Source organism: Flavobacterium ardleyense, assembly GCF_042686085.1.
Taxonomy (GTDB): domain Bacteria; phylum Bacteroidota; class Bacteroidia; order Flavobacteriales; family Flavobacteriaceae; genus Flavobacterium; species Flavobacterium ardleyense.
In genome coordinates, this window is sequence record NZ_JBHUOL010000006.1 from 399,834 (window position 1) to 418,893 (window position 19,060).

Annotated in this window: 12 protein-coding genes; 9 read left to right on the forward strand and 3 right to left on the reverse strand. The window is 33.1% G+C overall.

Going from position 1 to position 19,060, the window contains the following annotated elements:
* Positions 1-399 precede the first annotated feature (399 nt).
* Both ACFSX9_RS03505 and ACFSX9_RS03510 read right to left on the reverse strand, forming a co-directional pair.
* Positions 400-1,980, reverse strand: a complete 1,581-nt coding sequence (locus tag ACFSX9_RS03505; protein ID WP_379804464.1) for an FMN-binding glutamate synthase family protein — start codon at positions 1,978-1,980, stop codon at positions 400-402.
* A 523-nt stretch (positions 1,981-2,503) separates the two neighbouring features.
* Positions 2,504-3,112 (reverse strand): flavin reductase family protein, encoded by a 609-nt coding sequence (locus tag ACFSX9_RS03510; RefSeq protein WP_379804467.1) that lies wholly within the window; start codon positions 3,110-3,112, stop codon positions 2,504-2,506.
* 256 nt (positions 3,113-3,368) lie between these two features.
* Here ACFSX9_RS03510 and ACFSX9_RS03515 point away from each other — a divergent pair, with 256 nt between their 5' ends.
* The 8 genes from ACFSX9_RS03515 to acs all read left to right on the forward strand — a co-directional run bounded on the left by ACFSX9_RS03515 (position 3,369) and on the right by acs (position 14,575).
* Positions 3,369-3,788 carry a transposase-like zinc-binding domain-containing protein gene (locus tag ACFSX9_RS03515; protein ID WP_379804470.1) on the forward strand — a complete coding sequence of 140 codons (420 nt, stop codon included), beginning with the start codon at positions 3,369-3,371 and terminating at the stop codon, positions 3,786-3,788.
* Positions 3,789-3,888: 100 nt separating this feature from the next.
* On the forward strand, positions 3,889-5,121 hold the full coding sequence (locus ACFSX9_RS03520) for a hypothetical protein (protein ID WP_379804472.1): 1,233 nt from the start codon (positions 3,889-3,891) through the stop codon (positions 5,119-5,121).
* Positions 5,122-5,148: 27 nt separating this feature from the next.
* The gene (locus ACFSX9_RS03525) at positions 5,149-5,409 is read left to right on the forward strand and encodes a DUF4212 domain-containing protein (protein WP_379804475.1); all 261 of its coding nucleotides are present in this window, start codon (positions 5,149-5,151) and stop codon (positions 5,407-5,409) included.
* A gap of 23 nt (positions 5,410-5,432) precedes the next feature.
* On the forward strand, positions 5,433-7,181 hold the full coding sequence (locus ACFSX9_RS03530) for a sodium:solute symporter family protein (protein WP_379804478.1): 1,749 nt from the start codon (positions 5,433-5,435) through the stop codon (positions 7,179-7,181).
* A gap of 282 nt (positions 7,182-7,463) precedes the next feature.
* The gene (locus ACFSX9_RS03535; protein WP_379804481.1) at positions 7,464-10,157 is read left to right on the forward strand and encodes an ATP-binding protein; all 2,694 of its coding nucleotides are present in this window, start codon (positions 7,464-7,466) and stop codon (positions 10,155-10,157) included.
* Positions 10,158-10,162: 5 nt separating this feature from the next.
* Positions 10,163-10,525, forward strand: a complete 363-nt coding sequence (locus tag ACFSX9_RS03540; RefSeq protein ID WP_379804483.1) for a response regulator transcription factor — start codon at positions 10,163-10,165, stop codon at positions 10,523-10,525.
* 131 nt (positions 10,526-10,656) lie between these two features.
* Positions 10,657-12,558: an acetate--CoA ligase gene (locus ACFSX9_RS03545; protein ID WP_379804663.1), complete on the forward strand. Its 1,902-nt coding sequence runs from the start codon at positions 10,657-10,659 to the stop codon at positions 12,556-12,558.
* Between the two features lie 109 nt (positions 12,559-12,667).
* On the forward strand, positions 12,668-14,575 hold the full coding sequence (acs, locus tag ACFSX9_RS03550) for an acetate--CoA ligase (protein ID WP_379804486.1): 1,908 nt from the start codon (positions 12,668-12,670) through the stop codon (positions 14,573-14,575).
* A gap of 14 nt (positions 14,576-14,589) precedes the next feature.
* Here acs and ACFSX9_RS03555 read toward each other — a convergent pair whose 3' ends face one another.
* Positions 14,590-16,401 carry an SLC13 family permease gene (locus ACFSX9_RS03555; protein ID WP_379804489.1) on the reverse strand — a complete coding sequence of 604 codons (1,812 nt, stop codon included), beginning with the start codon at positions 16,399-16,401 and terminating at the stop codon, positions 14,590-14,592.
* A 134-nt stretch (positions 16,402-16,535) separates the two neighbouring features.
* On the opposite strand from ACFSX9_RS03555, the gene ACFSX9_RS03560 reads away from it, so the two are divergent.
* Positions 16,536-19,013, forward strand: a complete 2,478-nt coding sequence (locus ACFSX9_RS03560) for a zinc-dependent metalloprotease (protein WP_379804491.1) — start codon at positions 16,536-16,538, stop codon at positions 19,011-19,013.
* The last annotated feature ends 47 nt before the right edge of the window (positions 19,014-19,060 follow it).

Genomic DNA, 19,060 nt, shown 5'->3' on the forward strand with positions numbered 1-19,060 from the left:
AGCGCATTCTGCCTGAATTTAATCAGTAGCTACCAAACGTAGCATTTGTACAAAATACGAAACCATCAAAACTTTAATCTCTTGATAAATAGTCAAACACGTTATTTTTTTTAAATAATTTCAACTTAAACGAACACTGATCCTGAATAATAAAGTTATTCAAGACACATTTTTCTCGCTAATTAAAAGCTTGATCCTTACTTTATCTAACTTACCAAATAGTACAAAATGAGACTAATTTAAAATTTATTAATTAACATTACTGATTGCCTAGCCCCGATAGTAGTGGAAATTCTTTGTGTTTTTTCTTTCTAAACACAAAGATTACTTCACATATTTTATATCTTATTAGGAGTTCAGTGAACTTCGTTTGCAATGTATAGCGGGATTAGCATCTAATTAAAATTTTTCTGAAGTGGCATTTTTCCAAATTCTGAAATATTCGTTGGGTACGCTGCTTCCATCTAAAAGTGATCCTGGTTTTAATTCGGGATAAATTTCAGCAAATGTTTGTGTTTTATTGCGTTCAACTCTTGTGCTCACTACATCTCGCGTTACACCATCCGGATGATCAATTCCCGCAGAAGCCATTAAATCCATAGCTGATTTTACGGTTTCGTGCTGAAAACGAGCGACACGAATACTTTTCTCTTCGGGAACTAATCCTTTAGTTAATTTTGGATTTTGAGTCGCAATTCCGGTCGGACAAGTGTTCGCGTGACATTCTAAAGCTTGTATGCATCCTAAGGCAAACATCATGCCTCGGGCTGAATTACAAAGGTCTGCACCGATAGAAAGACAACGAATAATATCGAATCCAGTAACCACTTTTCCACTAGCAATAATTTTTATTTGGTCTTTGATTCCGAATCCATTTAAACAATCGTAAACAAACGCTAAAGCATCGCGTAATGGCATTCCCACGTGGTCAGAATATTCTTGCGGAGCCGCACCAGTTCCGCCTTCGCCACCATCAACTGTTATGAAATCAATAAAAGTTTTTGTTTCAACCATAGCTTTGCAGATTGCTACAAATTCAGTTTTATTACCGATACAAATCTTGATTCCAACGGGTTTACCACCAGAACCTTTTCGTAGTAATTTGACAAAATCCATCAATTCTAAAGGCGTTGAAAAAGCAGAATGCGTTGGTGGTGAAATGATATCATATCCTTTTCCTACCAAGCGAATATCGGCAATTTCATCGGTTACCTTTTCTTTAGGTAAAATTCCACCGTGGCCTGGTTTTGCACCTTGTGAGAATTTAATTTCAATCATTTTTACATTGTCTAAAATCGCTCTTTTAGTATATTGATCATAACTAAAGTTTCCTTGTTCATCACGGCAACTGAAATAACCTGTTCCAATATTCCAAACTACGTCGCCACCTTGTAAATGATAGGGTGAAAGTCCGCCTTCGCCTGTATTGTGGTAAAATCCACCTTCTTTTGCTCCATTATTTAAAGCCAGAATTGCATTTTTACTAAGTGAGCCAAAACTCATTGCACTAATATTGAATAAACTAGCGTCGTAAGGTTTTTCACATTGCGAAGAACCAATATGCACCTTTGGATTTTCGTTTACATTAGTAAAAGAAATTGCACGAATACTATGATTTATCCATTCATAGCCGTTTTTATAAACATCTAATTGGGTTCCAAAAGGCATTGAATCCGCTTCTTTTTTACTTCGTTGATATACAATGCTTCGTTGTAGTCGGTTGAATGGTTTTCCGTCTAAATCGGTTTCCACAAAATATTGGCGTATTTCTGGTCCAATTCCTTCTAACAAATAACGCATTCTTCCTAATAAAGGGAAATTTCTACGAATTGATTTTTGAGATTGAAACATATCATACAATCCCATTATTATTAAAGGAATAAAAATCAATAATAAGAAACTGAATTTCCAATTGATATAGGTTAAAATCCCTGTTAAGGAAAGGAGTGTGATACTGACTACAACAAATACTTTTCTCATATTTTATTCTTTTTATTTAGTTTACAACAAAAATTTGGAGATACAAATTAGTGTTATTTTAATTTGACGGTGGGTTTCTCCGTTAATTTTTTAGGTAATATAGTAACGAAATTCAAAATACTTTTATACTTTTAATTTTACATTAATCACTTGAATTACTTATAATTATCGTACCTAATATAATCTAAAGCTTTAATAAAATTTCAGTACAATATAAGTTTAAAATTTATCTGTGAAGCAATAGCTGTGAAGCCACTAACAGCACATCTGAAAAGAATCTCATTTGTTAAAAGTACGGATTCTACTTGAATTGAAGCAACATTATAACGCGAAGAAACAATCAATCATGTCATCATAGCCCACTACAAATTTAAATATCCGTCAGCATCTTGAATGAAAGTAGGTCCAGTTATATAATTTCATTCTCGCATTTTACAAGATCTCGCAAAGTTTCATCGGAGCAATTATTGTTATCTTCTTTTAGGAATTTATAAACCTTTTCGGAAGTAAATCCGAAAAAGTATTAAGCTCTTGTTATGGAAAAAATTTCACCTAAAGTGGAGTAATTAGAACCTGCTAAACGAGCAACAGGTTTATATTTGTCCAAATCAATGCGATTGTTTTCACAAAGAATTGAATCGTCAATGTGAATTGTTTTAATTTGACCTACAATTATACAAGCCGTTTCATTTCCATCCGCATCTCTAATGAAATAATGATGGATTTTTTCGCATTCAAAATGTACTAAACTTTCTTTAACTCTTTTTGGTTTAACCACAATAGAGTCAATAGGAGTAAGGCCTGCTAGTTCAAATTCATCCACAGTTGAATCTACAGTTGCCGAAGTTTTATTCATTTGTTCTACAATATCCATCGTGACTAAATTCACCACGAATTCACCATTTTGTAAGACATTATTTAAAGTGTCTTTATTAGTTCCATTATCTCTTCGGGTTGAAAACATAACACATGGAGGATCGCTACTTACCATATTGAAGTACGAAAAAGGAGCTAAGTTGTTAATTCCATTTTCATCTAAAGTAGAAATCCAACCAATGGGTCTTGGGATAATAGTTCCTGTCAAGAGTTTGTATAAAGTTGAAGGATCCGTATTTTGAATATCGAATTGCATAATTGTTATCGTTGTTTGTACAAATTACGTAAATTAATTAAAGTTTCCATAATAGAATAATCATAAAATTGTAGATAAATTAGATTATAAGCTGTTATTTTTCACTATTCTATTTTGTTAGTTACTGGTATTAATTGTATTATGTGTAATTATTAAGGAATAAAATTATCATTAATAAAAAAATACTATTCAATAATTATGAAATATTTTTTTGTATATCTTGCTAAATTAGTATATTTATGCAAAAATTATATATATGGAGATTTTAGCTTGTCCCAAATGTCAAAGCGACACAATTGTAAAAAGCGGTATTATTAAAGAAAGACAACGTTATTTGTGTAAATCTTGTAATTATTACTTCACAGTCAACAAACTAGGTAAAAAGATTGATGATTATTATGTGACTAAAGCTTTACAATTGTATCTTGAAGGGCTAAGCTTTAGAGAAATTGAGCGTATTATCGGGGTTTCGCACGTTTCCATTAGTAATTGGGTTAAGGAGTTTAAAATCAAGAAACCACCACATCCTAATTATCATCCTACTTATAAGATTTTTAAACACGCAGAACTAGTTGAATACCTTCAAAACAAAGACCAATTATCAGGAGCTGGAATGATTATTACCGAATTAGGTGATAAATTTATGCTTATAAAATGGGAACGTTTTAAGGATTAACTATAGTAGTTTACAAAATTATATATTGTAATTTTTTTCATTAACATAATTTTAGAATTTGGCTGCATCAAAAACCAACTGATTAACCAATTTCTAAACTATGAGAAAATTATTACTAACCGCTGGATTATTACTTTCGGCACTTACATTTGGTCAAGGTTCGCCTGATTATGGTGGCGGATTGAAAGTAAATATCAATGAAGATGGCTCTAAATACTTCAGAGTTATCTCGTGGGCGCAATTTTGGGCACAACACAATTCAGACCGACCTTTAGACGCAAACGGAAACGAGCAATCAGATACGCAATTCAATCTTAGAAGAGCGCGAGTATTAATGTACGCTCAGATTAATAAGAATTTTATGATATTAACGCATTTTGGTTTAAACAGCCTTAATGCAGATAATATGAGTCCGACCGGAACTAAAGATGCTTCTCAGTTATTCTTTCACGATGTTTGGGCACAATATAGTTTAGGAAAAGATCACGCAATCGGTGGAGGTTTGCATTATTGGAACGGAATTTCGCGTTTAAATAACCAAAGTACTTTGAACATTATGACGTTAGACAATCAACGTCAAACTTGGGCAACTCTTGGTTTGTCTGATCAATTTGCGAGACATATGGGTGTTTATCTAAAAGGAGCTTTGTATAAATTTCAATACCGAATTTCAATAAATGATGCTGTAACAACTAATTTACAAACAGGACTTCCTGTAAATGGTGGGGCTGCAAATTACTCAGGAAGAAGATTATTAGGTTCAAAAGATGCTGGAAAAACGTATGCTGGTTATTTTGAATATGGTTTTTTAGAAGATGAAAGTAATTTTTTACCTTATAAAGTAGGTTCTTATGTAGGAACAAAAAAAGTATTTAATGTAGGAGCTGGATTTTTTGTTCATCCTAAAGGTTCTGTAGTTGCAGATGCAATTGGAAATTTAAGTGGTGAAGATGTAAAAATATTAGCTGTAGATGCTTTTTATGATGTTCCTTTAGGAGCAAATGGTGCAGCTTTAACGGCTTATGCTTTATATCAAAATAACGATTACGGAAAAGACTTCACATTAGGAACTACTTATGAAACGGGTTCGATGTTATATGCGCACGTTGGTTATGTTTTACCTTTAAAAACTACTGCAAAAATTCAACCTTATCTTTCTTATAACAACAGACAAATTGATGTTTTAAACGATAATGCAACACAATTTGGCTTGGGAACAAACCTTTATTTAAGCGGTCACAACGCTAAATTAACTTTAGAATATCAATCTTTAAAATATGCTACAAGTGATGCGGTAAATACGCTGACACTTCAAGCGATGATTTATCTATAATAACCAATCAAAAACTACTACAAAATTATGAGCGATCAAAAACACGCCACGGCTTATTGGAAGGAAAATGTGAGATACCTTCTAATTTTATTAAGCATATGGTTCTTATGTTCTTATGGAGCAGGAATCATTTTTGTTGACCAATTAGACACCATAAAAATGGGAGGATTTCCCTTAGGATTTTGGTTTGCACAGCAAGGTTCAATGTTCATATTTGTTATTTTAATCTTTGTTTATGTGAGATTGATGAACAAATTAGACAAAAAATACGGATTTGACAAAGACTAACTAACAGACAAAAAAACGAAATCATGGATGTAAAAATTTGGACCTATATTATCGTAGGAATTACGTTTACTATATATATTGGAATTGCAATTTGGAGTAGAGCAGGTTCTACAAAAGAATTTTATGTTGCCGGTGGAGGCGTTTCCCCATTAGCAAATGGAATGGCAACTGCTGCCGATTGGATGTCTGCGGCTTCCTTTATTTCGATGGCAGGAATTATATCTTTTGCAGGTTATGATGGTGCCGTTTATTTAATGGGTTGGACCGGAGGTTATGTGCTTCTAGCCTTACTTTTAGCTCCTTATTTAAGAAAATTCGGGAAGTTTACAGTGCCTGATTTTATTGGAGACAGATATTATTCAAAAACAGCGCGTTCAGTAGCGGTATTTTGTGCTTTAATTATTTCATTTACTTATGTTGCAGGTCAAATGCGTGGCGTTGGAGTTGTTTTTTCACGATTTTTAGAAGTTGAAATTAACACAGGAGTAATTATCGGAATGATTATCGTTTTATTCTATGCTGTTTTAGGAGGAATGAAAGGAATTACTTACACGCAAGTTGCACAATATTGCGTATTGATTTTCGCATTTATGGTTCCTGCGATTTATATTTCAATTCACATGACAGGAAATCCAATTCCACAATTGGGAATGGGAGATAAACTAATCGGTACTGATGTATATTTATTAGATAAATTAAATGGATTATCTACAGAATTAGGATTCGCAGAATACACAAGCGGCACAAAATCTAAATTAGATGTGTTTGCGATTACATTAGCTTTGATGGTTGGAACTGCTGGTTTACCTCACGTTATTGTTCGGTTCTTCACGGTGAAAAATGTAAAAGATGCACGTAAATCTGCCGGATTAGCGTTATTTTTAATTGCTATTTTATATACAACTGCACCTGCAGTATCTGTTTTTGCTAAAGCTAATTTAATTGACACAGTTAGTAATAAAAACTATGTAGATATGCCAGAATGGTTTACAAACTGGGAAAAAACAGGACTATTGATTTATAACGATAAGAATAATGATGGAATAATTCAATATGTAAAAGGGGATGCTTTTATTTTAAAAGATGGTAAACCACAGAAAGATCAGCCAAATTTAGAAAGTGCGAACGAACTATATATCGATAATGATATTATGGTTTTAGCGAATCCTGAAATTGCAAAATTACCAAACTGGGTAATTGCATTAGTTGCTGCTGGAGCATTAGCTGCAGCATTATCAACTGCTGCTGGATTATTATTGGTAATTTCTGCTGCTGTTTCTCACGACTTAATTAAGAAAATGATCAACCCAGGTATTTCTGAAAAAGCGGAACTTTGGTCTGCTCGTGGAGCTGCTGCAGTTGCGGTAGTTATTGCAGGATATTTCGGAATTAATCCGCCTGGTTTTGTCGCCGCCGTCGTCGCGCTTGCCTTTGGATTAGCGGCTGCATCATTTTTCCCAGCAATTATTTTAGGAATTTTCAATAAACGTATGAATAAAGAAGGAGCTGTTTCTGGAATGATTGTCGGAATGTTGTTAATGCTTTATTATATGGCAAAATTCAAATTAGGTTGGATAGGCGATATGCCAGACAAATCAGAATGGTGGTTTGGAATTTCACCGGAAGGATTTGGTACTGTTGCTATGATTGCAAACTTCGTTGTTGCTATAGTTGTAAGTAAGTTTACACCTGCGCCGCCTCAAGAAGTACAAGATATTGTTGAAAATATCCGTATTCCTTCTGGAGCAGGCGAAGCTGGCGGTTCTCACTAATTTTTATATATAATTATTTTACAACTCTGTTCTTGTTTTTCAAGAGCAGAGTTTGTATTTTTAAAAAATAAATATAATAAACTACGTAGTTATTAATGAAGAAAAGACATCAACATAAGTTAGTTGTATTATCCTTATTATTAGTATTGGCGCTTAATCTGCCATTACTTTTATTATTTGATAGCTCTGAAAGTTTTTTAGGGTTTCCCATTATCTACATTTATATTTTCTCGGTTTGGTTGTTTTCCGTATTAATTTCTTGGATTGTAGTACAACGTTATTATGAATAGTGCAGTTCTTTTACTTATTTTATTAGTCTATTTAGGTATTCTTTTTTTTATTGCACATTGGGCAGAAAAGAAAGAAAGCAGCAAGTGGACCAATAATTCGTATATCTATTCCTTATCATTGGCGGTTTATTGTACGGCGTGGACTTATTATGGAAGTATTGGTGTCGCTGCAAATTCGGGCTTAGGTTATTTGCCGATTTACATTGGACCCATAATTATTATTCCGGCTTGGATTATTATCCTTAAAAAAATCATTCGAATTTCAAAAGTCAATAAAATTTCGAGTATTGCCGATTTTATTTCACTTCGTTATGGAAACAGTCGTTTTCTAGGCGCATTAGTTACCGTAGTTTGTTTGGCTGGGATTTTACCTTATGTAGCATTACAAATGAAAGCAATTTCTGAAACCTTCCATATTGTAACAAAAACAGATACAAGTTCGCTAATTTTTGATGATACCACAACTTATGTTGCCATTGCATTAGCGCTTTTTGCCTCTTATTATGGAACTAGATATGTAGATGCTTCCGAAAAAAGGAAAGGAATTGTTACCGCAGTTGCTATGGAAAGTATTTTAAAACTAGTATTCTTTCTAATAATCGGGATTTACGTAACATTTTTTGTTTTTGATGGTTACGATGATATTTATGCAAAAGCGTCACTTTTAGAAAATTATCACGAAAAAAATACTTTCGGAAGTTTAGAGCAAGGAATGAACTGGTTTTTCCTTTGTATGGCTTCGCTTTTTGCAATTTTTCTTTTGCCACGCCAATTTCATATGTCGGTAGTTGAAAATAATAGAGAACGTCATATTAAAACCGCTATTTGGTTATTTCCATTATATTTATTGTTGTTTAATATTTTTGTCTATCCAATTGCTTGGGGAGGCAATGTTTTGTTTGAAGGCACAAATGCTAATGCCGATTCTTATTCATTATTAATTCCACAGTATTTCAACAATACTTTTTTAACGGTTTTAGTTTTCCTTGGCGGATTTTCTGCAGCGATATCTATGATTGTTGTTTCAAGCATAAGTTTATCTACAATGTTGAGTAACAACTTATTAATCCCTTATACATTCTTAGGAAAGTTGCGAAATGAAGAACAAACAATAAATAACAAGAAGATTGTTAACATTAGAAAAATCGGAATATTTTCTTTAATTATAGCTTCATATTTGATATATCGCTTCTTCGCTTTAGATTATAGTTTAGTTTCCATCGGATTGATTGCATTTATAATCATCGGACAATTAGGACCAGCCTTTTTTGGAGCTATTTTTTGGAAAAGAGGTTCAAGATTAGGTGCCATTTACGGAATTTTAATCGGATTCGCCATTTGTCTTTATACATTGTTAATTCCTTATGCCATTGGGCTAACCAACGAAGAAAGTTCCTTTATTTCAGAAGGATTTATGAATATTAAATTATTGAAACCTTTCCAATTGTTTGGGTTGGATTATTTAGAACCTGTTCCTCACGCCTTTTTCTGGAGTATGTTATTTAATACCTTGACCTATTTCGCAGTATCCGTAAGTTTTAAAGGAAATTATCGTGAAAGAAATTATGCCGAAATGTACGTGGATATCGATAAATACAGCACCAATCATGAAAATGCATTTGTTTGGAAAGGGACGGCTTACACTAGTGATATTGAAAAAGTTTTAGTTCGATTTTTAGGCGAAGATCGTACGAAAAGAGCCTTAAACATCTTCAACGTGAAGTATAACGTAGATAAGAACGAAGAATTAGCCGATGCACGATTGGTGAAATTTGCCGAAAATTTATTGACAGGACATATCGGAACAGCTTCGGCCAGAATTTTGATTTCGAGCGTTGTAAAAGAGGAAAAAGTAACCTTGCCTGAAGTTTTAAAAATATTAGAAGAATCGAAAGAGAATATTATTACCAATAAAAAACTGGTTGAAACTTCTAATGAACTAAAAGAAATTACATCCCAACTCCAAACAGCCAACGAAAACTTAGTTCGAAAAGACAAACAAAAAGATGAGTTTTTAGATACAGTTACGCACGAATTACGAACACCAATCACAGCAATTCGCGCTGCAAGTGAAATTTTGCACGACGATGATAATATTCCCGAAGAGCTAAAAAAGCAATTTTTACAGAATATAATTTCGGAGTCCGATCGTTTAAATCGTCTGATTGACAAAATATTAGATTTAGAGAAGTTTGAAACTGGAAAACAAACGATTTATCCAGCAGAAAGTAATCTGATCACAACTATTGAAAATGCTGTTAAACCACTGCGGCAACTGATTAATAATAAAAGTATAAAAGTACATATCGAAGCGAAAGATACTGTTATTGCTTATTACGACGAAGACCGAATTATTCAAGTAATTACCAATTTGTTGTCAAATGCTATTAAATTTTGTCCAGATGAAGAAGGTTTAATCACGATTCAAGTACAACAAAGGGATAATTTCGTCGTTACTTCCATTCAGGATAATGGAAAAGGGATAAACACTAACGATTTTGATGTTATATTTGACAAGTTTTATCAAGCATCTAATCAAAACTTTAAAAAACCAATAGGTAGCGGTTTAGGACTTGCTATCTGTAAGCAAATTATAGAACATCATAAAGGACAAATAACAGTAGAACCAAGCATTAAAGGAGCTTGTGTTGTATTTACATTGCCTAAAAAAAATATTGAAAACTAAGATTTATGAAGAAGATTTTAATTGTAGATGACGAGCCAAATATTGTAATGTCGTTAGAATATACATTCAAAAAAAATAATTACGAAGTATTTATCGCTCGCGATGGGCAAGAAGCATTAGATATATTAAAAACCAATTTTCCAGATGTAATTATATTGGATATTATGATGCCAACGGTGGATGGTTTTGCCACTTTGGAACATATTAGAAAAGATGATAATTTGAAACACACCAAAGTATTGTTTTTATCTGCCAAAAACAAAGCTAGTGATATTGAAAAGGGATTGGCATTAGGTGCTGATGCTTATATGACCAAGCCTTTCTCCATTAAAAAGGTAGTGGAACAGATAAGCGATTTATTGGTGTAGTATAAATTAGAAGGCTAAGAAAACTTAGTCTTTTTTTAATTCTTATAACTATATCTATTTAGCAAGATTAATTCATTTGGCTTTATTTTATTCTTTAAATTTACGAATCAAATAGTAACAAAAACCAAACTATCCCTATGAATTATCTAGAATTTTATAAGAAAAGTAGCGAATTTGCTGCAGATTTTTGGAAGGAGCAATCGCAAAAGATTGATTGGTTTAAGAATCCTGAGACGATTTTATCTAAAGATGCTAATGATTATCCACTATGGTATGCTGATGGAGAGCTAAATGCTTGTTATTTAGCGGTTGATAAACATATAGAAGATGGTTTTGGAGATCAAATCGCCATTATTTATGACTCACCAGTAACTCAAACTGTAAAAAAGTATACATATAGTGAACTGAAGTCGGAAGTAGCTAAGCTAGCCGGAGGTCTATTATCCTTAGGATTAGAAAAAGGAGATACTGCGGTAATTTACATGCCAATGATTCCTCAAGCAGCTTTCGCGATGTTGGCTTGCGCCCGAATTGGAGTTACTCATTCGGTAGTTTTCGGAGGCTTCGCACCACACGAATTAGCCATTAGAATTGACGATTGTGAACCAAAATTAATCATTACGGCTTCTTCAGGAATTGAAATTGATCGGGTAATTGCTTATAAACCATTAGTCGACGATGCGATTGAATTAGCAAACTTCAAACCTGAAAAAGTATTAGTTTTCAATAGAAAATTAGGCGCAAGAGTTCCTTTCAAAAAGTACGATGTTGATTATGATGCTTTGGTTTATGGTTCGGAAGAAACGGATTGTGTTCCGGTAAATGCAACGCATCCTTTATATGTTTTATATACGTCTGGCACAACAGGAAAACCAAAAGGAATCATAAGAGATACAGGAGGTTATGCTACAGCACTTAAATATTCAATGCAATACATTTATGATGTAAAAAAAGGCGATGTTTTCTGGGCAGCTTCAGATGTGGGTTGGGTTGTAGGACATAGTTTTATCGTTTACGGTCCATTAATAAATAGAAATACAACTGTTATATTTGAAGGAAAACCGATTCGAACACCCGATGCAAGTACGTTTTGGCGAGTGATTGAAGAACACAAAGTAAGTATAATGTTTACGGCGCCAACTGCAATTAGAGCTATAAAAAAAGAAGACCCCAACGGAGCATTTATTAAGAAATATAACTTAGCATCTTTACGAATTTTATTTCTAGCGGGTGAACGTTGTGATGTGGCGACTTTAGAATGGATTAACCAACATATTCCAGTTCCTGCAATTGACCATTGGTGGCAAACGGAATCAGGTTGGCCAATGATTGCAAATATGATGGGAGTGGAGCGCTTACCAGTGAAACCGGGGTCATCTGGAAAAGTTGTTGCGGGTTACGATGTACGAATTTTTAGCGAAAACGGAAAAGAATTAGGTCCAAATGAAGAAGGTTATGTAGTAATCAAATTACCATTACCTCCTGGAACCTTAATGGATTTATGGAAAGACAATGAGCGTTTCAAAGCAGGTTATTTGAATAAATTCCCAGGCTATTATTTCTCAGGAGATGGCGGTTATAAAGACGACGAAGATTATATTTTTATAACAGGACGTGTGGATGATGTCATAAATGTGGCAGGACACCGTTTATCTACAGCGGAAATGGAAGAAGTAGTTGCTTCTCATTCTTCGGTTGCAGAATGCGCGGTAATTGGTATAAACGACGATTTAAAAGGCCAAATTCCTTTAGCTTTAGTCGTTGCAAAATCAGGAGAAGAAATTGAGAGTTTCCAATTACAGTTTGAAGTGGTTAAGTTAGTTAGAGATACAATCGGAGCCGTTGCTTCTTTGCGAGATGTTGTGATGGTAGAACGCTTACCAAAAACACGATCTGGTAAAATTTTAAGAAAAATGATGCGAAGCATCGCCGATGGTGAAGAATTTCAAGTTCCATCCACAATTGATGATGAAGCAATAATTGGTGAAATAAGAATGGTTTTAGAAACTGCTAAAATAGGTTCTTTTAAATAGTTATATAAATAGTAAAAGTGCTATAACTATAGTAATTTAGCAAAATAATATTTTATTCAAAAAATACTTTGGTTATATTTACATAATCAATTAAAAAATAAACTGAAAAATGAGTTATTATAAAATACACGATTTAGAGAATTACTTTAAAATGTATAAAAAATCAGTGCGCGAACCAAGAAAATTTTGGGATCGCATTGCAGATGAAAACTTTGTTTGGTACCAAAAATGGGATAAAGTTTTTGAAGTTGATATGCAAGAAGCCAATTTTAAGTGGTTTCTAAATGCTAAAGTTAATATTTCTAAAAACTGTATAGACAGGCATTTAGCAAAAAGAGGTACTAAAACCGCTATTATTTTTGAACCAAACGATCCAAGTGAACAAGCCTTACATATTTCATATAACGAATTGTATGAAAGAGTCTCTAAAATGGCGAATGTATTGCGCGATCAAGGCATTCAAAAAGGAGACCGAGTTTGTATTTATTTACCAATGATTCCTGAATTAGCCGTTGCCATTTTAGCCTGTGCTAGAATTGGAGCAATACATTCAGTAGTATTTGCAGGATTTTCTTCTACAGCAGTTTCAGCAAGAATTAATGACAGTGAATGTAAAATGGTAATTACTTCAGACGGAAGTTATAGAGGTAATAAAACAATTGATTTAAAAGTAATTGTTGACGAAGCTTTAGAAAAATCTCCTTGTGTTGAAAAAGTACTGGTTGTAAAAAGAACTAATACGCCTGTTACCATGAAAGAAGGTCGTGATATTTGGTTACAACCTTTATTAGATGAAGCAATGGGAACCAGCGTTGCCGAAATTATGGATGCAGAAGATCCGTTATTTATCTTATATACTTCGGGTTCGACTGGGAAACCAAAAGGAATGTTGCATACGACAGCAGGATATATGGTTTACACGGCTTATACCTTCAAAAATGTATTCAATTATGAAGAAAATGACGTGTTTTGGTGTACAGCCGACATTGGTTGGATTACCGGACACTCTTATATTTTATACGGACCACTTTTAAACGGTGCCACTACAGTTATTTTCGAAGGAGTTCCTTCTTATCCTGATTTTAGTCGTTTCTGGGAAGTGATTCAAAAACATCAAATTACTCAATTTTACACGGCGCCAACAGCAATTCGTGCTTTAGCTAAAGAAAGTTTAGATTATGTTCAAAAATTTACTTTAAACTCATTAAAAGTTATCGGATCGGTTGGAGAACCTATTAATGAAGAGGCTTGGCACTGGTATAACGACCACGTAGGAGGAAAGCGTTGCCCATTAGTAGATACTTGGTGGCAAACTGAAACTGGTGCTATTATGATTTCACCAATTCCATTCGTAACACCAACAAAACCTACTTATGCTTCTTTACCATTACCAGGGATCCAACCTGTTTTAATGGATGAATTACGCAATGAAATCGAAGGAAATCAAGTAAACGGAAGTTTGTGTATTAAATTCCCTTGGCCGTCAATGGCAAGAACAATTTGGGGTGATCACCAGCGTTATAAAGAAACGTATTTCACAGCTTTCCCAGGTAAATATTTCACTGGAGATGGTGCTTTACGCGATGAAGTTGGTTATTACAGAATCACCGGTAGAGTAGATGATGTGGTAATTGTTTCGGGACATAATTTAGGAACAGCGCCAATTGAAGATGCAATTAACGAACATCCAGCTGTAGCGGAAAGTGCTATTGTAGGTTTCCCACACGATATCAAAGGAAATGCTTTATACGCATTCATTATCTTGAAAGAAAGTGGTGAAGGACGTGATAAAACTAACTTATCAAAAGAAATTAATGAAATGATTTCTAATCAAATAGGCCCAATTGCAAAATTAGATAAAATTCAATTTGTAAGCGGTTTACCAAAAACAAGATCAGGTAAAATTATGCGTAGAATATTACGTAAAATTGCAGAAGGAGATTTTTCAAACTTTGGAGATACTTCAACACTGCTCAATCCAGAAATTGTGGAAGAAATTAAAGAAGGGAAGCTATAAGCTTCCTTTTTTTTTTACAACATACTTGATAAAACAAAAGTTGCTACAATCCATAGTACTATTGATAAAATTCCACCAATAATAAAAAAGTGTTTGAATTTATAAATATTCATTCCGTAAATAATAGTATTGGTCTGAAATCCCATTGGCGTAAAGAAACTAAAGTTTGAAGCAAATAAGACGGCTAATATAAAAGGTTTTACAGGCAAATTCATTCCTTGTGCTAGTGCAATTGCTATTGGTGTAATAATAATTGCCGTGGCATTATTAGATACAAAACCACTAATAATCATCGTCGTTAAGAATAAAATTCCAATAATAATAAATGGTTTTTGTCCCATACATATTTCTAGCAAATTTGCCGTCAAGAATTTATCAGCACCGCTATTTGACATTGCAATTCCAATGGGAATCATTCCGGCTAAGAGAAATATAATCTCCCAATTTACCTTTTTATAGATGTTTCCTAATGTGATACAATTAAAAGCAAGTAATAAAGAGCAGCCGATTAAGGCACTTGTTATAATAGGAACTATACTTGTTGCCGCTAATCCAATAACTAATAACAATATTGAAAAAGTTATATTTCTTTTGAATCTAGAAGACTTAATTGTAAAATCATAATCTTTGTTGACGGTCATGTATTCTGAAGAACTAAATTCGAAATATCTATTTTCAGGGATTTCTACCAAAAGTTGGTCTCCTAATGTTATCGTCTGATCATTAATTTTTACTTGCATCATTCTTTCGTAAAAATTCGGCATAATTGTCCTTTTTCGAAACCCTAAAGGCTTTGCACCATTAATCATATAACTTTTTATATCTGAAAATCTTTTATTGATCAAGGCAGAACCTGGTAAAACTACTAAGTCAACAATTTTCGTGTAATTTGCTTCTTTCTGCTTTTCATCGGTAATGGTTGCAATTTCATTCTCTTCAAGCGTATGATTCACCAAATAATGATCGGAATTTTTCATATCAAATAACGATTTCGCATCGCCACTTATTACAAATACGTCATTAGCTTGAATTTTTATATATTTTCCAGGAGATTTTGTGGTTTTATAACCTCGAATCAATTTTAAGATCTTTATTTTATCTTCTTTAAATAAAATAGTTTCTTCTAGAGTTTTATCAATTAATTCAGAATCTTCTTTAATTTGGACAGTAGTTAAATAGCGATTATTTTTGTCTAAAACGTCTAAGTCTTCCGTATTTCCAGTTGGTAATAAAAAGGATAAAGCGGTTACTACAACAATACCAATTACTAAGAAAATTAAGCCATATTTAGAAAATTCAAAAAAAGTAAAAGGTTCTAAACCTTCTTTTTTAATAACAGAATTCACAATTAAATTCGTAGATGTTCCCATTAGCGTACAACTTCCACCTAAAATTCCTGCAAATGAAATGGGAAGTAATAATTTACCTTTTGGAATTTTATAATTTCGAGCTAAATCGGTAATAATTTTAATGAAAACAATTACAACAGCAGTCGTACTAATAAAACTAGAAACCGTTCCCGTAATAAACATAAATAAAGGAATAATTAGAAGAAGTGGTAATATTTTTAGCTTTTGAAGTCCTTGAGAGAGCCACGAAATAACTCCATTATCTTCTAAACCTATGGCAATTATCATTAAACACAAAATGGAGATTGTAGCCGGACTTGAAAACCCGCTAATCGCTTCTTCTGGACTTAAAAGACCGAATACCAATAAACTAACCATTATAAAAAATGCAATTTTATCGATAGGAAAAACTTCTAACGCGAACAAAACTACAGATAACAAAAGCACGCTAAATACAATGATAATTTCTATAGTCATAGTCTTCTTAATTTTTGATAAAAGTATCTACTTTAATATATTTCAACTTATGAAATTACAAAAACTATTTATAAGATTACCATATCAATTGTTATATTTGATTTTGTTATATTTGGTTTCCCAAAAAACTAAATATGAGAAAAATTACATTCCTATTTATTGTGACTATGTTTTTGCAAGTAAACAACACTTATTCACAATCTAAAAGAAAGAAAAAAGAGCTAGCTGAGAAAGAGCAATTACTTAAATTACAAGCTGAAAAGAAAAAAGACGTTAAAATTAAGGATTACAATCAAGTAATAACAAAACAAGCAGTTTCAGATGATGGTTTATTTAAAAGTCATAAAGTAGATAATAAATATTATTTCGAAATCCCAAATATACTTTTAAATAAAGAAATGTTATTGGTAAGTAGAATATCAAAACTTCCTTCTGGGCTCGGCGGTGGTTATGTAAATGCGGGTTCTTCAGCAAACGAACAACTGATTGTTTGGGAAAGATTTCAAGATAAAGTTTTAATAAAAGTAAAATCTTTTGCTTCAATTGCTAACGACAGCTTGCCGATTAATATTTCCGTAAAAGCCAATAATTACGAACCTACTTTATATGCATTTGATATCGTTGCTTTTGCCAAAGATTCTTCTGCAATTGTAATCGATGTAACAAAATTTTATTCGTCAGATGTTAAAGCTCTGAGTGGCTTAACAACGCAAATGCGAGAATCTTATAAAGTAAAAAGTTTAGATGATTCGAGAAGTTTTATTACTTCGGTAAAATCATTTCCATTAAATATTGAAGTAATTCAAGATTTCACTTATATCGCTTCAAATCCTTCTGTTTTACAAAATACAGAAACGATTAGCTTGCAGATGAATCAATCGATGATTTTACTTCCGGAAGAACCTATGCAACCACGACTTTTTGACAAACGCGTTGGATGGTTTACAGTAAATCAATATGATTATTCTAGCGAAGCTTTAAAGTCAGATAAGAAAACATTCATCAGAAAATGGCGTTTAGAACCAAAAGATGTTGAAGCTTATAATAGAGGTGAATTAGTAGAACCGATCAAACCAATTGTTTATTATTTAGATCCTGCCACGCCGGAAAAGTTAAGAAAATACATCAAAGCAGGAGTAGAAGAGTGGCAAAAGCCGTTTGAAGGCGCTGGTTTTAAAAATGCAATTATTTGTAAAGATGCGCCATCAAAGGAAGAAGATCCAGATTTTAGTCCAGAAGATATTCGTTATTCTGTAATTCGCTATGTTGCGAGTACTACGCGAAACGCAGTTGGACCAAGTGTTTCAGATCCAAGAACAGGTGAAATTATTGAAAGTGATATTATTTGGTACCACAATCATTTGCGTTCCTACAGAAATAGATATTTATTAGAAACGGGTGCTGCGAATGAAAATGCAAGAACTTTAGATACTTCTGACGAAGATATGGGGGAAATGATGCAAATGGTAATTGCTCATGAAGTTGGACACGCATTAGGTTTTCCACATAATATGGGCGCAAGTTGTGCTTATGATGTGGAGAATTATAGAAAACCTGCTTTTACTAAGAAAATGGGTATTTCATCTAGTATAATGGATTACGCGCGTTTCAATTACATTGCTCAACCTGGCGATAAAGATGTTCGTTTTATTCGTCAAATGGGACCTTATGATTATTATGCTGCAAATTGGGGTTACAGAAAAATTCCAAATGCAAATACTCCAGAAAGTGAGGTTAAAATTCTAGACCAGTGGATTGAAGAAAAATCGAACGATATCATTTATAAATTTGGAAACCAAGGAAGTAGTTTTGATCCTAGTTCACAAACGGAAGATATTGGAAATGATGCTATGAAAGCCAGTACTTACGCTTTAAAGAATCTAAAGTTTGTTTCTGAAAACTTAGAAAATTGGACAAGTGCAAAAACAAATAATTATGAAGATGTAGAAGAATTATATGATGAATTATTAGGATGCTGGAACCGATATGTGGGTCACGTCTCTACGAATATTGGCGGCGTTTATGAAACTTATAAAAAGCCAAATCAAACAGGGGATATTTATAGCAATGTACCTAAACTAACACAGCAAGAAGCTCTAAAGTGGATGCAAGAAAATGCTTTCAATAGTCCAACTTGGTTAGTAAATACTGCTATATTAAAAAACACAGCTTATACAGGATATATTGAAAAATTTAGAGGATTACAAGTTCGTGTTTTGAATAAAATTTTAAGTTTAGAAACATTAGGAAGGCTTCAAAATGCAACAGTTATTGATCAAAATAGTTATAAACCAGTTGCATTCTTACAAGAACTTAGAGCGGGAATATGGAGTGAACTTACTACCAATCAAGATATAACAATTTACAGAAGAAATTTACAGAGAGCTTATATTGAACGAATGGAGTTTTTAATGAAAGAAGAGTTTAAAAATTCGAACTCTATAGAAAGTTATAATGCATCGCAATCTGATGTGAGAGCTTTAGTTAGAGGCGAATTAAATGTGCTTAAAAAGATTATTATAGGTAAGAAAGGTTTGCAAAGTTCAACCGAAAACAAATATCATTTAGAAGATTGTTTGTCTAGAATCAACGTTATTTTAGATCCAAAATAACTCTCAAAAAACACTTAAATTTAAAACTGCTTCAGAAATGGAGCAGT